Annotated in this window: 15 protein-coding genes and 1 pseudogene; 7 read left to right on the top strand and 9 right to left on the bottom strand. The window is 71.5% G+C overall.

Annotation, left to right across the window (positions count from 1 at the left end):
• Positions 1 to 287, top strand: a pseudogene (locus tag KME77_RS11045) (hypothetical protein); the annotation flags it as partial.
• A gap of 325 nt (positions 288 to 612) precedes the next feature.
• Here KME77_RS11045 and KME77_RS11040 read toward each other — a convergent pair.
• Positions 613 to 2,052 carry a neutral zinc metallopeptidase gene (locus KME77_RS11040; protein WP_308250659.1) on the bottom strand — a complete coding sequence of 480 codons (1,440 nt, stop codon included), beginning with the start codon at positions 2,050 to 2,052 and terminating at the stop codon, positions 613 to 615.
• Between the two features lie 201 nt (positions 2,053 to 2,253).
• Between KME77_RS11040 and KME77_RS11035 the strand changes: the two genes are divergently transcribed.
• Positions 2,254 to 3,123 carry a LysR family transcriptional regulator gene (locus KME77_RS11035; protein WP_219465288.1) on the top strand — a complete coding sequence of 290 codons (870 nt, stop codon included), beginning with the start codon at positions 2,254 to 2,256 and terminating at the stop codon, positions 3,121 to 3,123.
• 128 nt (positions 3,124 to 3,251) lie between these two features.
• Here KME77_RS11035 and KME77_RS11030 read toward each other — a convergent pair whose 3' ends face one another.
• Together KME77_RS11030 and KME77_RS11025 are read right to left on the bottom strand one after the other, a co-directional pair.
• Positions 3,252 to 4,601: a sensor histidine kinase gene (locus KME77_RS11030; RefSeq protein ID WP_219465287.1), complete on the bottom strand. Its 1,350-nt coding sequence runs from the start codon at positions 4,599 to 4,601 to the stop codon at positions 3,252 to 3,254.
• Positions 4,594 to 5,268, bottom strand: coding sequence for a response regulator transcription factor (locus KME77_RS11025; RefSeq protein WP_219465285.1), 675 nt, complete (start codon positions 5,266 to 5,268; stop codon positions 4,594 to 4,596). The genes KME77_RS11030 and KME77_RS11025 overlap by 8 nt, the downstream gene beginning before the upstream one ends.
• A 145-nt stretch (positions 5,269 to 5,413) precedes the next feature.
• On the opposite strand from KME77_RS11025, the gene KME77_RS11020 reads away from it, so the two are divergent.
• Genes KME77_RS11020 through KME77_RS11010 form a run of 3 tightly spaced genes read left to right on the top strand, consistent with a single transcriptional unit; the run spans position 5,414 to position 8,458 of the window.
• Positions 5,414 to 6,541, top strand: a complete 1,128-nt coding sequence (locus tag KME77_RS11020) for a LolA family protein (protein WP_308250658.1) — start codon at positions 5,414 to 5,416, stop codon at positions 6,539 to 6,541.
• On the top strand, positions 6,538 to 7,518 hold the full coding sequence (locus KME77_RS11015; protein ID WP_219465281.1) for an ABC transporter ATP-binding protein: 981 nt from the start codon (positions 6,538 to 6,540) through the stop codon (positions 7,516 to 7,518). The genes KME77_RS11020 and KME77_RS11015 overlap by 4 nt, the downstream gene beginning before the upstream one ends.
• Positions 7,505 to 8,458, top strand: coding sequence for an ABC transporter permease (locus KME77_RS11010; RefSeq protein ID WP_219465271.1), 954 nt, complete (start codon positions 7,505 to 7,507; stop codon positions 8,456 to 8,458). The genes KME77_RS11015 and KME77_RS11010 overlap by 14 nt, the downstream gene beginning before the upstream one ends.
• Before the next feature lie 148 nt (positions 8,459 to 8,606).
• Here KME77_RS11010 and KME77_RS11005 read toward each other — a convergent pair whose 3' ends face one another.
• Positions 8,607 to 9,341 carry a YcnI family copper-binding membrane protein gene (locus KME77_RS11005; protein ID WP_219465270.1) on the bottom strand — a complete coding sequence of 245 codons (735 nt, stop codon included), beginning with the start codon at positions 9,339 to 9,341 and terminating at the stop codon, positions 8,607 to 8,609.
• A gap of 51 nt (positions 9,342 to 9,392) precedes the next feature.
• Positions 9,393 to 9,932 (bottom strand): MFS transporter, encoded by a 540-nt coding sequence (locus KME77_RS11000; RefSeq protein ID WP_219465268.1) that lies wholly within the window; start codon positions 9,930 to 9,932, stop codon positions 9,393 to 9,395.
• 156 nt (positions 9,933 to 10,088) lie between these two features.
• Here KME77_RS11000 and KME77_RS10995 point away from each other — a divergent pair, with 156 nt between their 5' ends.
• A complete protein-coding gene (locus KME77_RS10995) occupies positions 10,089 to 10,547 on the top strand; it encodes a hypothetical protein (protein ID WP_246609568.1) in 459 nt (152 codons plus the stop codon).
• Between the two features lie 43 nt (positions 10,548 to 10,590).
• Here KME77_RS10995 and KME77_RS10990 read toward each other — a convergent pair whose 3' ends face one another.
• The 4 genes from KME77_RS10990 to KME77_RS10975 form a co-directional block, all read right to left on the bottom strand.
• The gene (locus KME77_RS10990) at positions 10,591 to 11,334 is read right to left on the bottom strand and encodes an ABC transporter ATP-binding protein (RefSeq protein ID WP_219465267.1); all 744 of its coding nucleotides are present in this window, start codon (positions 11,332 to 11,334) and stop codon (positions 10,591 to 10,593) included.
• Positions 11,335 to 11,336: 2 nt separating this feature from the next.
• Positions 11,337 to 12,125, bottom strand: coding sequence for an ABC transporter permease (locus tag KME77_RS10985; RefSeq protein WP_219465265.1), 789 nt, complete (start codon positions 12,123 to 12,125; stop codon positions 11,337 to 11,339).
• Complete coding sequence (locus KME77_RS10980) at positions 12,118 to 12,930, bottom strand: ABC transporter permease (protein WP_308250657.1); 813 nt, start codon at positions 12,928 to 12,930, stop codon at positions 12,118 to 12,120. Before KME77_RS10980 ends, KME77_RS10985 begins: the two co-directional genes overlap by 8 nt.
• Positions 12,931 to 13,045: 115 nt before the next feature.
• Positions 13,046 to 13,426, bottom strand: a complete 381-nt coding sequence (locus KME77_RS10975) for a hypothetical protein (protein WP_219465263.1) — start codon at positions 13,424 to 13,426, stop codon at positions 13,046 to 13,048.
• 86 nt (positions 13,427 to 13,512) lie between these two features.
• On the opposite strand from KME77_RS10975, the gene KME77_RS10970 reads away from it, so the two are divergent.
• The coding region (locus tag KME77_RS10970) for an alpha/beta hydrolase (RefSeq protein ID WP_219465260.1) at positions 13,513 to 14,048 on the top strand (536 nt) is incomplete at its 3' end.

Genomic DNA, 14,048 nt, shown 5'->3' with positions numbered 1-14,048 from the left:
CTCCCGATCCGCCCGGCCCGCCGGACCCTCCGCCGGACGAGCCGCCGCCGGACGCCCCTCTGCCGCCTCGGCCGGCACCGCCGCCCGGCCGCCCACCGGACGAGCCGTCGCCTGACGGACGGGAGCCTCCCGGCCGCGAGCCGCCCGAGCGGGAACCGTCCGACCGGGAACGGCCGGAGCGTGAGCCGTCCGGCGGGTCGTCGGCCGAGCCGGGCTCGGACGTGCGGGGGTCGGACGTACCGGGACCGGTCGTCCGCGAGCCGACCGGCAGGGAGCCGGAGGAGTGAGGATCGGAGGAGCGGAGGCCGGCGGATCGCGAGTCAGCGACGCCAGGGGCACCCGCGTGAGGGGCGCCGGTACCGGTGTGAGAGGCGCCGGCGTGCGGAACGCCGACGTGAGCGGCGGCCGCACGGGAGTCGGCGCCGGTGCCGGAGCGGCGGGGAGCATGCCGTTTCCTGCCCTCGGGCACGGTGTCTACCCCATCACGCTTGCTCACACCGGCTCCTTACACGCCTACCAGGCGAAACCTTGGGCACAAGATTGCCAGGAGTCTAGCTTCCATATAGGGACAACCGAGACATGTGCCCAACCTGAGATGAACGTGACGTGGCCTCAGGAGGTCGTGGAGGAGGACGCCATCCAGGTGTTGCACTGGTAGGCCTGGTTGCGCTCCCATCCCTGGCGGAACCAGCGGTTGTTGTTCACCCGGTTGCCGTGGTCGCGCGGATACCCCGGATAGTCGCCCACCTGTCCGTAGAACCAGAAGAGCCGCGCCCGGTTCGAGGTGCTGACCGGGTAGGAGGACGCGACGGACCGCATCCACATGCCGCCGAAGCAGGTCGCCTGGAGCTCTAGCCGCCTGCTCAGCGCCAGCTTGCCGCTCTTGCTGGAGGAGCCGAGCGTCTGCTGCCACCAGGAGTCCATGACGCCGGAGATGTTCTGGACGTGGTGGCCGTACTCGTGGGCCAGCATGCTGATGATGCCGCCGTGCCAGGAGATGATCTGGCCGTACCCACGGGCGTTGCCGTTGCCCCTGGCCATGGCCGAGGTGGAGGCGTAGATGGTGTTGTTGCGCGGGCAGTAGTACGGCACCATGCTCCCCGGCGACGGGTAGTCCCCGCAGGCGCCGCGACCACGGGTGGCCACGATCGCGTAGTTCGGCGGGCTGAACCGGATGCCCTGCCGCTGGATGATCGGCCCCCACGCCCGGTCCATGCACCGGCCCGTCTTGATGATCAGCGCCTTGAGCTGGCTGTGGCTGAAGATGCTGGTGTTGCCCGCCGGGCAGCTCAGGCGGGGCAGGGCGCCCGCGCGGTAGAGCGTGTTGTTCCTGGTGGTCCTGTTCAGCGTGACCTGCGCGGGCGGGTCGACCGTCGACTGCGTCGCCGACGGCTCCTCGGACGGCTCCCGCGTGGGCTGCTGGGTCGGCTCCTGGGTCGGCTGCTGGGTCGGCTCCCGCGTGGGTTCCTGGGACGAGGAGCTGTCCGAAGAGGTCGGGAACGGTGTGGAGTAGTCGCTCTCAGGCGTGTACGAGGGAATCGCGATCGGCGTGGAGGTGTCGGAGCTCGACGAGTTCCCCAGCATCGCCACCCCGATCACCCCCAGCACGAACAGGGCCGCCATCGACCCGAACACCACCCCGAGCACCCCGGCCACCCCCATGCCGGACTTCCTGCGCGGCTGCGGCCCCCAGGGCCCGCGCGGCGGCCCGTACGGCCCGCCCGGAGGCGGCGGCGGGGGAGGAGGCGGCCATCCGCCCTGCGGTGCCCCGTAGCCCTGCGGCGGCCCGTACGGCCCGCCCTGGGGCCCGCCCGGGTACGGCTGCCCCTGCGGGTACGGCTGCCCCTGCGGCGGCGCCTGCGGGTACGAGGGGCCTTGCGGAGGCGGCGCCTGCGGGAAACCGTGGGAGGGAGGGGGAGGAGCGGGGTTCGGCTGGCCGTAACCCTGCCGCTGCGGCTCCCGGTATCCGGGCGGCGGCCACGGCAGGGACGGGGGCCGCTGGGGCTGACCTGGCCCTTGGGGCGGAGGTGGATACTGCCCGTTGCCTGTCACCCTGTCTCCCCCTTTACTCGGTCGCCCGTAATGAGCAACCGGTGCTGTCACTCTCCGGGCATATGCCGAATTTGGGGCAGAAGCATACCGATTTATCACCCGTCACAGATGTAGCGTCACTCGATTACGGTCCGAAATCATTCGAGGTGATCTCTGCTATGTCGCGGACCCCGGAGGGGCCGGTGTCCTAGCTTCTTTGCCATGAACCTCCAGCAGCTCCGCTACGTGGTCGCGACTGCGGAGCACCGCACCATGACCGACGCGGCCAGATCGCTGTACATCGCACAGCCTGCGCTTTCGCGTGCGATCCGCGATCTCGAACGGGAACTCGGCATGACGCTCTTCGCCAGGTCCGGACGCGGTGTCGTCGTCACCGCACAAGGCAGGCGAGTGGTCAAACTCGCAAGGGAGGCACTCGACGCCGTACATGAGATCGAGAGCCTGGCCAACCACAGCAGCACTGGGGAGGCGGAGTTGCGCATCGCCTCGACGCCCAGCCTCGAACCCGGCCTCGCCGGGCGGCTGCTGCCGGCCTACACCGCCGAGCATCCCGGGGTGCGCGTGCACATCGTCCGTTGCGACGGCCGTGAGGCTGTCGTCAACGCCATCAGGGATCAGCGGGCCGACCTCGGTCTCACTGACCTGCCCGTGCCCACCGACCTCATCACCCATCCGCTCGAACGGCAGGAGATCGTGCTGATCTCCCCGCCCGGCCTCGAACTTCCCAATCCCGTGCCCATGGGCAAGCTCGACGGGATGCGCCTGGCCCTGCCCGCTCGTGGCAGCGTCCGGCGAAGGGAGCTCGACGCGATGTTCGGCAAGTACGCCGTCAGTCCCGTCGTGGTGGTCGAGACCGATGAGCGCAACGGCTGGCTCAACGCCGTACGCACCGGACAGGCTTCGCTGCTGTGGTACCGCGGAATGTCCGAGCAGGCCAGCAGGGCGGGCCTCGTGGTCCGTTCGCTGGAGCCCGCGGTCCGCCGCGTCATCGCCGTCATCCACGCCCGCCGCCGCCTGCCCCTGATCGCCCAGGACTTCCTGGCGACCGCAGAAAAGGGCACTGCGGCCTGACCCTTCTCGCTACGGCCGCTACCGCGCCCGGCCGGACGCGAAAACCCCAGGAAAGCCAGCAAGACCAGGAAAACCAGCAAGACCAGCAACACCGGTCCCAACGAGTTCCACCCGGCAAGACACCTGAATCACGGCACCATCACCGGCAGCCGCACCACGGCACGCAACCCCGGTGCAGCGTCCTCCAGACGCACCCCGCCCCCGTGCGCTCGCACGGTCTCCCGCACGATGGCCAGGCCCAGCCCGGTACCGCCCTCGTCGCGACTGCGGCCCGAATCGAGCCGCGTGAACCGGTTGAACACCCGCTCGCGATCCTGCTCGGGTATGCCAGGCCCGTCGTCGGTCACGGTCAGAACCCCGTCGGCGGTCAGCGCCACCTCGACCTTGGACGAGGTGTGCCGTACCGCGTTGTCCACCAGGTTCGTCAGCACCCGGCTCAGGTCCATCGCGTCGCCGCGGACCATGACGGGATCGCAGGCGGTCAGCTTGACCTCGGCGTACCTGTCGACGGTCTGGCGCACCACTTCGTCCAGGTTCACCGGCTCGCTCCTGGCGGGCACGCCCCCGCGCTCGTCCAGGCGGGCCAGGGCCAGCAGGTCCTCGGCCAGCCTGGACAGCCTCATCGTGTCCTCCAGCACGCCCTCGGCCGTCTCCTGCCAGTCCTGCCCCTCCGGGTGGCCGATCGCCACCTCCAGCTGCAGGCGGATGCTGGCCAGGGGGCTGCGCAGCTCGTGCGCGGCGTCGGAGACCAGCGCCCGCTGGCGCTGCTCGGCCTCCTCCAGCCGGGCCAGCATGCCGTTGAGCGTGGTGGCCAGCGAGTGCACCTCGTCGCGCGACTCGGGCACCGGCAGCCTGCGCGAGCGGGCGGTGTGGGTGATCTCGGCCGCGCCCCTGCGCAGCGACTCGATCGGCCGCAGCGTCCTGCCGATGATCAGCCAGCTCGCGGCGGCCAGCAGGAAGATGAGCACCGGCGTGCCGACGAACAGCACCCTGCCCGCCGTGCCCAGGCTGGTCTGGATCTCGCCGACGGGCCGCGCCGCGATCACCGTCCTGCCGTTGTCGGCGCTGATCACCACCACGCGCAGCGGCCCGGAGATCGCGTACGGCCGGCCGTCCAGGAACGTGGCCCTGCCCTGGCGCAGCACCTCGGCCCGGTCGCGGGCGTTCAGCAGCGGCACCATCCGGTCGGCCCCGTAGGTGACGTCGGTGATCCTGCCCCGGGCGTCCACGACCTGCACGATCGTGCCGTCGTGGGTGGTGATCGGGCTGGTCAGCGTGCCCGCGTCGGCCTGCACGCGCACGGTCTGCGCCTGCTGGAGCGTCGCGTCGTCCACGGTGTCGATGAGGGCCCGGTCGAGCACGGTCAGCAGCACCCCGGCCGAGATCGCCAGCGCGAACGCCAGCACGGCCGCGGCCACCGCCGTGAGCCGGAAGCGCAGGCCCTGGCGGCGCCACCACACCAGCGGGGAGTCAGCCACCGTCGCCCGCCAGCCGGTAGCCCGCGCCGCGCACGGTCTGGATCGCGTTCCTGCCGAACGGGACGTCCACCTTGCGCCGCAGGTAGCCCACGTACACCTCCACCACGTTCGGGTCGGTGTCGAAGGTGTCCCACACGTGCTCCAGGATCTCCGCCTTCGACACCACCTCGTCGTGCCTGCGCATCAGGTACTCCAGCAGCGCGAACTCCCTGGGCGTCAGCTCCACGGGGCTGGCCGCCCGCTCCACCTTGCGCCGCGCCGGGTCCAGCGACAGGTCGCCGGCCGTCAGCACGGCGGGCCGCCGCCCGGCGTCGCGCCGCAGCAGCGCGCGCAGCCTGGCCACCAGCACCACGTACGAGAACGGCTTGGTCAGGTAGTCGTCGGCGCCCAGGTCGAGGCCATCGGCCATGTCGTACTCGCCGTCCTTGGCCGACAGCATCAGGATCGGCACCCAGTTCTCCTCGGCGCGCAGCTGCTTGCACACGTTGTAGCCCGACAGCCTGGGCAGCATGATGTCGAGCACCACGATGTCGTAGTCGCCGTGCCTGGCCTGGTGCAGGCCCTGTTCGCCGTCGTGGGCGAGGTCCACGGCGAAGCCCTCGGCCTGCAGCCCGCGCTGCAGCGCGGCCGCCATCCGCCGTTCGTCCTCGACGACAAGTACTCGCATGTGGCAATTCTCCCGTCCCTGACCTGAGACCTCGCTGAGAAGGCTGAGAGCCGTCTCAGTCTGTCTCAGGATCACCTAAGGAACGATGACGCAGGCTCTGGGCATCGACATACCGTTGAGGAGTGAGATGCGCAGAGGAACGTTCGTGAGATGGGGAGTCCCGATCGCGGCCGCGGCCGTGATCGCCGGGGCCATGGGCGCGGGGCCGGTCATCGCCGCCGTGAGCGGCGAGCCGACGCTGCCGGAGCGCACGGCGCAGCAGTTGCTCGCCGACGCGGCGGCGGCCACCAGTGAGCGGGACGGCATCCCGCCGATGTCGGGCACCGTGCAGCAGACCGCCTCGCTCGGCCTGCCCGCGCTGCCGCAGACGGGCTCGGCCTCGCCGATCAACCTGCTGTCCGGCTCGCACGAGGTGAAGCTCTGGTACGGCGGGGTGAACAAGATCCGGGTCGCCATGCCGACGCAGTTCGACGAGACCAACGTCATCGTCAACGGCGACCAGGTCTGGTATTGGGACAGCGGTGACAACACGGCCACCAAGGTCAAGGTCAAGTCGGGGACCGACGTGGGCAGGCACCAGCTGCCGACGCCGTCCCCGTCCGACATGACCCCGCAGAAGATGGCGGCCGACCTGCTGGCCGGGGCCGAGAAGGACACCGCGGTCAGGGTGACCAACAACGCCCAGGTCGCCGGCCGCGCCGCCTACCAGCTCGTGCTCACGCCCAAGGACGAGAGCTCGCTGGTGCAGGAGGTGCGGGTGGCGCTCGACGGCGAGACGTACGTCCCGCTGCAGGTCCAGGTGTACGCCAAGGGCTCGGCCGAGCCGGCGTTCCAGGTGGGCTTCACCCAGGTGACGTTCACGCCGCCCGCGGCCGAGAACTTCACCTTCACCCCGCCGGCCGGCGCCAAGGTGCAGGAGCAGACCCTCGGCGACGACAAGGCCGCCGAGCAGCACGCCGAGCACGCCCAGGAGACCGCTCAGGGCCTCAAGACGGTCGGCGAGGGCTGGACCCGCGTCGCCGTCCTGCCGTTCAAGCCCGAGGACCTCACCAAGGCGCGCACGCAGCAGCCGGACGGCCAGTGGAACGAGGGCGCCGACCCGGGCGCGCTGCTCGACAACGTCCTCAAGTCGGCCACCCCGGTCAGCGGCACGTGGGGCAGCGGCAAGCTGATCAAGACCAAGCTGGTCACCGCCCTGCTGACCGACGACGGCCGCCTGCTGGTCGGCGCGGTCACGCCGGAGGAGATCACCAAGGCGGCGGGCATCAAGTGACCGTCGTCACGCACGAAGCGGGGGCGCCCTCCGGGGCGGCCCCGCCCTCCGGCGACCCCGGGGACGCGATCGTCACCCACGGCCTGACCAAGCGCTTCCGCGGCGGTCAGGTCGCGGTGGACGCCCTGGACCTGACCGTGCCGCGCGGCTCGGTCTTCGGTTTCCTCGGCCCGAACGGCTCGGGCAAGACCACCACCATCCGCATGCTGCTCGGCCTGGTCGCGCCCACGGCCGGCGACTACTCCGTGCTCGGCATGCCGCTGGCGCGGGCGCTGCCCCGTGTGGGGGCGCTGGTCGAGGGACCGGCGTTCTACCCGTACCTGTCGGGCGAGGCGAACCTGCTGCGCTTCGACGCCGCCGACCCCACCGCCGCCGGCGCCACCGCGCGCACGCGGGTGGGCGAGGCACTGGAGCGGGTCGGGCTGTCGGCGGCGGCCGGCAAGCGCTTCCGCAACTACTCGCTCGGCATGCGCCAGCGCCTGGCCATCGCGGCCGCGCTGCTCGGGCCGCGCGAGCTGCTCGTGCTGGACGAGCCCACCAACGGCCTCGACCCGCAGGGCACCCGCGAGGTGCGGGCGCTGGTCAAGGAGATCGCCGCCGACGGCACCACCGTGTTCGTCTCCTCGCACCTGCTGGCCGAGGTCGAGCAGATGTGCACGCACGCCGCGATCATGCGTACCGGCAACCTGGTCGCCCAGGGCACGATCGCCTCGCTGAACGGCGGCCTCACCACCCGGATCAGGGTGGAGACGCCCGACGCGGCCGACGCCGCGCGGGTCCTGGACGCGCTCGGCCTCGCCGACGTGCGGAGCGCCGCTCCCGAGGTGACGGCCGAGCTGGGCGGCCAGGCGCCGGAGGAGATCAACGCGGCGCTGGTACGGGAGGGCGTCGCGGTACGGGGGCTGGCCGTCGTACGGCCGAGCCTGGAGGACGTGTTCGTCGGACTGACGGGGGAAGGCTTCGATGTCGACGGCTGAGACGGAAGTGGACGTGCGGCGAACCCCTGGGCTGGTCCCGGTGACCGAGACGATGCGCACCGTGGAGCGTGAGCCCGGCGCGGCACCTGCCGGGCCGCCCGCCGCGGCCCCGCCGCCGAGCAGGCCGGTGGCGGCGTTCTGGCGGCTGCTCGGCTCGGAGCTGGGCCTGACGTTCCGCCGGCCGCGCAACCAGGTGATGCTGGCGGTGCTGGCGAGCGTGCCGCTGCTGATCGGCATCGGGCTGAGGATCGCCGCCGGGGACGAGGCGGTCGGCGGCCTGATCGGGGCGGTCGCCGGCAACAGCCTCATGCTGACGTTCGTGTCGTTCTCGTTCCTGGTGCTGCTGCTGATGCCGGTGTCGGTGGCCGTCGTGGGCGGCGACTCCGTCGCCGGCGAGGCGGGCGCGGGCACGCTGCGGTACCTGCTCGCCGCGCCCGCCGGGCGCACCCGGCTGCTGGCGGTCAAGTACCTGAACGCGGTGCTGTTCGCCTACGCCGTCACGATCGTGGTGGCGCTGTCGGCGCTGGTCACCGGGCTGGTGCTGTTCCCGGTCGGGCCGGTGACGCTGCTGTCGGGCAGCACGGTGTCGGTGGCCGAGGGGCTGCTGCGCATCCTCGTCACGGTCGGGTACGTGGGCGCGGGCATGGCGGCGCTGGCGGCCATCGCGGTGGCGCTGTCGACGTTCACCGAGGTGTCGATCGGGGCCATCGCGGCGACCATGGTGCTGGTCATCGTCGCCCAGGTGATCCGGGCGATCCCGCAGCTCGACTTCCTGGCCCCGTACCTGCTGCCGACCTGGTGGACCCGCTTCGACGCCGTGCTGCGCAGCCCGATCGACCTGGCCGCCCTGGGCCAGGGGCTGCTGGTGTTCGGGGCCTACATCGGGCTGTTCTGCTCGATCGCCTGGGCCCGCTTCACCGGCAAGGACATCACGTCCTGAGGGCCGCGCCCGCACCCCAGGCCGCCTCCCCACCCCGCCTCCCCTCCAGTGTCAAGGGGGCCGGCGGGGTGGCGGGCGTTGTCAGGAGGCCAGTCGTCAAGGGCTCAGTCGTCAAGGGCTCAGTCGTCAGGGGCCCAGTCGTCAGGGCTCAGGAGGGGCGGCGGCGCAGCGCCAGGGCCGCGACCACGATCCCGATGACGCCGACGACGAGCCCGGCGCCGCCGAGCAGGCGGGCCGTCCCGTCGGAGGAGGACGAGGCCGCCGCGACGGGCGCCTGGGTGATCACACTGGTGGCCACGCCGGCCGAGGCCGACGGGGAGGCGGAGGCCGCGCCGTGCGAGCCGGACTCCGCGCTCGCGGGCGTCAGCTTCAGCGTGGGGACGGGGTGCTCGGCCTCGCTGCCGTCCGCCTTGGCGGCGTCGGCCCAGTTGACCACCTCACCGCCGGAGTAGGTCTGCTTGGTCGGGAACGTGAGCTGGTCGACGTCCTTGGGCAGCTGCCCCATGGACACCTCGAACTCCTGGAACTCGCCCTTGCCGATCTTCCCGCCGGACCAGACGACCGTGGTGACGGCCTCCTTCAGCTCGCCGAACTCGGTCTTGACGGGCGCGGGCAGCTTGCCCTCGGTGACCTTGACGTCCCAGCCGGGCACCGGCTTGACCGAGACGAAGGCGAGCGGGTGGTCGGTGGGGAAGGAGACCTCGATCTTGACGGTCGAGGCGTCGTCCCGCTCGTTCGGCACCCGGAAGGCGACCTTGGTGAAGCCGCCCTGCTCGGCGGTGCCGGGGTTGATGGTGACGTGGGCCAGCGCGGGCAGCGCGAGCCCGGCGGTGAGAGCGGTGGTGGCGGCGAGCACGGTCGCCACGCGGCGAAGCACGGACATGATGGATCTCCACTGAACGAAGACTGAAAAGGAAAAGGGGTGTCAGAACGGTCAGGCGGGCAGTGGAGGACCGCGCCTGGTGACACACCGCAGGAACACCGGCGGCGTCGGCAGCGCCCGTACGCAGACGATCGCCAGCACGGGCGGCCGGACGGCGACCGGCCGGGGGAGCAGCGCGAGCCGCAGGCCGAGCCGCCGCAGCAGCGCCCAGATCGCGGTCTCGCCGCGCGCCAGCCACCACCCCGTGACCAGTGTGGCCGTCAGGTGGGCCAGCAGCATGCCGACGGCCGGGCCGAGGCCCCGGCCGTGCAGGTGGGCGTCGATGTAGGCGGTGCCGTCGTCGCCGTACAGGCCGAACAGCTCGTGCAGTCCGAGCTGCGCGCACACCAGCCAGCCGCCGATCGCGGCGGGTGAGCGCTCCCGCCCGCCCAGGACCAGGGCCGGCAGCAGCGCCGCGCCGAGGCCGAGCCCGGCCGTGGCCGGCGCGGGGACCGAGCCCCCGCCGAGCGCGTGCGCGAGCGCGGCGAGCCCCACGCAGACGGCGGCGAAGGCGGCCGTCCGCGCGAGCCTGAGGGGAAGTTCCGCGCGCATGGGTGTGCCACATGCTCTCACGGGGCAGGGGTCCCCTCGACCTCTACTGCCGAGCTGGGCACCCCCGATCGATGTGCTGGTCGATTCTGGACGATGTCGCTAGGGTCGTGCCGATCACGTTGACATGAGGTGAGAGCGTTGCGGCACTTTGCGGGTTTGCTCATCGGGATTGTCGTGACCGTCGCGTTGTTAGGGGGCGGCGGATGGGCGGTTCAGCAGGCGCTGACCAGCGCGGCGGCCAATCCGGCCGGCGGGCAGAAGATGTGGATCGCGCTCGGCGCGATGGCGGCGGTGGGCCTGGTCGTGGGCCTGGTGGTGGCGGGACGGGTCTCGCCGGTGGCCACGTTCGTGCCCTCGATGGTGCTGCTGGCCTGGACGGTGGTCTACTCCCTCGACGTGAACAGGGCGCTCTCCCTGGTCCCTGACGAGCCGTCGGTGAACCAGATCATCAGGGACGCGGCGTTCGGCGCCCGGACCATGCTGACCACGGGCGTCCTCGCCATGCTGGGCGTGGCGCTGTTCATCCCCGTGCTGATGCCCTCACGCTGGGCGCGGCGGCACGAGGAGCTGGAAGAGGACTACGAGGAGACGCCGCAGCAAGGGACCTACTACTGATCACCCGGCTACTGATCACCCGGCTACTGATCACCCGGCCGGCTCAGCCGGTCCCCGTGTAGAGGGCGGTCACCACGTCCTCGATCGACGAGTGCTCGGGCGCGGTGGCCATCAGGTCGTCCAGCGTCCCGTCGAACCCCAGCCGGCCGTGGTCGATCACCATGACCCGGCGGCACAGTCGCTCGATGTCGCCCAGGTCGTGGGTGGTGAGCAGCACGGTCGTGCCCTGCTCGGCGTTGAGCCGCCGCAGGAACGTGCGGATGCTGGCCTTGCTGACCACGTCGAGGCCGATCGTCGGCTCGTCGAGCACCAGCACGTCCGGGGCGTGCAGCAGGGCCGCGGCCAGGTCGCCGCGCATGCGCTGGCCGAGGCTGAGCTGCCGGACCGGGGTGCGCAGGAAGCCGCCCAGGTCGAGCGTCTGCGTCAGCTCGTCCAGCCGGACGCGGAAGACCTTGCGATCTACTTTGTAAAGGAGCCGGATCAGGTCGAAGCTGTCCCCGAGCGGCAGGTCCCACCACAGCGTCGTGCGCTGCCCGAACACCACGCCGATGCGCCGCGCCAGCGTCGTGCGCCGGCGCGACGGGTCGAGCCCGGCCACCCGGACCCGGCCCGAGGTGGGCGTCAGGATGCCGCACAGCATCTTGATCGTGGTGGACTTCCCGGCGCCGTTCGGGCCGAGGTAGCCGACGAACTCGCCCGGCGCCACGGTGAACGACAGGTCGCGTACGGCGTGCACGACGGCCCGCTTCACCTTGAAGGCGCGGCCGACGTCGTTGAGCTCGATCATCCCTAACTCCCGGTGGATCGGTAGTGGCGCAGGCCCTGGCGCCAGGCGAGCGCGGCCAGCAGGGCGAGGACCAGGGCCGCGACCGGCCCCAGGAAACGCATGAACTCCGGCGTGCCGAACGGGTCGTCCCGGTCCAGCACGTAGAGGGCGGGCTGCCAGTTGACGAAGGCCAGCGGCAGCACGTACGTCACGCCGCGCACCAGCTCACGGCCGTAGATGCTGAACGGGTACTGGGTGAGCTGCCCGGTGCCGTAGGTGAAGGCGCTGGTCACCTCGGGCGCGTCGACCAGCACGAACTGCAGCGCGCCGGCCAGCGTCCACAGCGCCGTGAAGATCACGATCCCGCAGGCGATCATCACGGGCACCATCCAGAGCCGCCCGGGATCGAGGTCGAGGGCGCTCAGCGCGTACCCGAGCACGACGGCCGCCTGCGCGATGCGTCCGATCCGGGTGGGCAGGAAGCGGTCGGCGGCCAGTTGCAGCCAGGGGCTGACCGGCCTGATCAGCATGGTGTCGAGGGTGCCGGCCTTGATGTGCTGGCTGATCCGGTCGATGTTGCTGACGAACATGTCGCACAGGCAGAAGGCGAGGTTGGCGGTCCCGTACAGGAAGAGCGTCTCGTCGCGGGAGAAGCCGGCGAGCGTGGTGGTGTTGGCGAAGACGATGAGGATCACCGCGACGTCCATGCCGGCGACGGCCAGCCCGAGCACGGTCATGATCGCGAACGAGGCGGGGTAGGCCATGGCGGCGCGGGTCCACGTCCAGGCCAGCAGCGCGTACGTCCTAACCACCCTGGATCACCACCTTGTGGCGGATCGCCCGCGTGGCGAGGGCCCCGGCGGCGAGCAGGACGACGGCCCAGAACGCCTGGAAGGCCAGGGTGTCCAGGACGGGCGCCTCGCCGAGGTAGAGGTCGGTGGGGGCCTGGACCATCGCCGCCCACGGCAGCACCCTGACCGCCTCGCCGAACCAGCCGGGGAACAGCTCCAGCGGCAGCAGCATCCCGCTGCACAGCGTGGTCAGGACGAGCGAGAACGACTGCACGCCGCGCTCGTCGAGCAGCCAGCAGACCGACAGCGCCACCAGGTAGCGCCAGGCGAAGCTGACCAGCACCGCGGCCAGGAAGCCGGTCAGGAAGGCGGCCCACTGGCCGGGCGCCGCGGGCAGGTAGATGCCGAACACGGCCGCGCCCAGCAGCATCGGCGGCAGGCCGCGCACGAGGAACAGGTAGGCGGCCCTGCCCAGGTCCTCGGCGAGCGACCAGAGCTGCAGCGAGGCGGGCCGGACCAGGTCGAGCGCGATGTCGCCGCTGCGGATCCGCTCGGGGATGGACAGGCCGACGCCGAACAGCTGCATGGGCCCGATGAACGCCTGGGTGATGAAGCAGTAGGTGACGGCCTGGGTGACGTCGTAGCCGGCCAGGCCGGGCCTGGCCTGCCAGAGGGCGATGAGGATGTAGGCGCGAAGGATGCCGAACACGCTGTTGGTGAACGCGCCGGCGAGCGCCGCCACCACGTAGGTGGCGTGCTTGCGGAAGCCGTACCGGACGAGCCGGGCGTAGAGCGGGATGGTTGTGCACCTCCGGAGGGTGAGCACACGGTGACCAGCCGTGTGCGGGCACGCGCAGGCGTACGGGCCGCCATCGGGCGGTCGTACGAGGCCCCGCGCGGGCCGGGCGGAAAGGGGAAGCCTGAAATTATCCGTCGCCGGGTCAGCGGTCCGCAACGCGATAAACGAAGCGCAGCCCCGACCAGGTCTCGTCGATGGCGGCGACCTTGTTGTCGACCAGGCCCATGGCCAGGCCGTAGTCCCTGATCGGGTTCTCGGAAAGGTCGGTGGGCACCTTGCTGGAGCGTTTGGGCCAGCACACCCACAGGCCGCCGTTCCTGGCGAGGCGGTCCTTCGCCTCGGGGAAGAAGGCGTGCAGGGTGGCGGCGTCCTTGCAGAAGATCAGGATCACGTCGTACGGCGGCGCCGGGTCGGGGTCGGCCTCGCCCAGGTCGAGGCCGTCAGGGGCGTCCAGGGCGAGCACCTGGTGGCCCGGCTTGATGCCGAGCTTGCGCGGCAGCGGTGTTCCCGAGTATCCGGCCATGGGGGCAAGGCTGTCACACGTTCGAAATGCGCGTGCAACGAGTAGAGGCATGTTCTGGGGGAAGAAAAAAGGTCGGAGGACAGAGCATGCACATCGACAGGGACGTCGCTCCGGACTATCCCCTCAGCTGGCAGGGCCGCGCGCTCATCGGTCTCATGCGCGGGACCCTCAAGCCGGCCTCCCACCTGCTGATGCGTCACCCGCTCGCGATCGACTGCGCCGCCCGGCTGGGCGAGCTGGGCCGGTTGCTGCCCGTGCGCCCGCCCGGCCACGTGGAGGTGGAGCCCGCCGAGTTCTCGGCGTGCGGCGGCGAGTGGGTGCGCGCCGGGTCGCCCGACGAGGGCAAGGTGCTGCTGTACTTCCACGGCGGCGGCTATTTCTCGTGCTCGCCGAGGACGCACCGGCCGATCACGTGGCGGCTGTCGATGGCGGCCCGCCGCCCGGTGCTGGCGCTCGACTACCGGCAGGGGCCGGTGCACAAGCTGGCCGACTCGCTCAGCGACGCCCTGGACGCCTACGACTGCCTGCTCGGGCGCGGTTACGCGCCCGGCGACGTGGTGTTCGCCGGCGACTCGGCGGGCGGCCACCTGGCGCTGGCCACCCTGCTCGCGCTGCGTGTCCG

Source organism: Nonomuraea rhizosphaerae (genome assembly GCF_019396405.1).
Classification (GTDB): Bacteria; Actinomycetota; Actinomycetes; order Streptosporangiales; family Streptosporangiaceae; genus Nonomuraea; species Nonomuraea rhizosphaerae.
The sequence above is the reverse complement of the archived record's forward strand: the minus strand, read 5'-3'. Positions and strand labels throughout refer to the sequence as shown.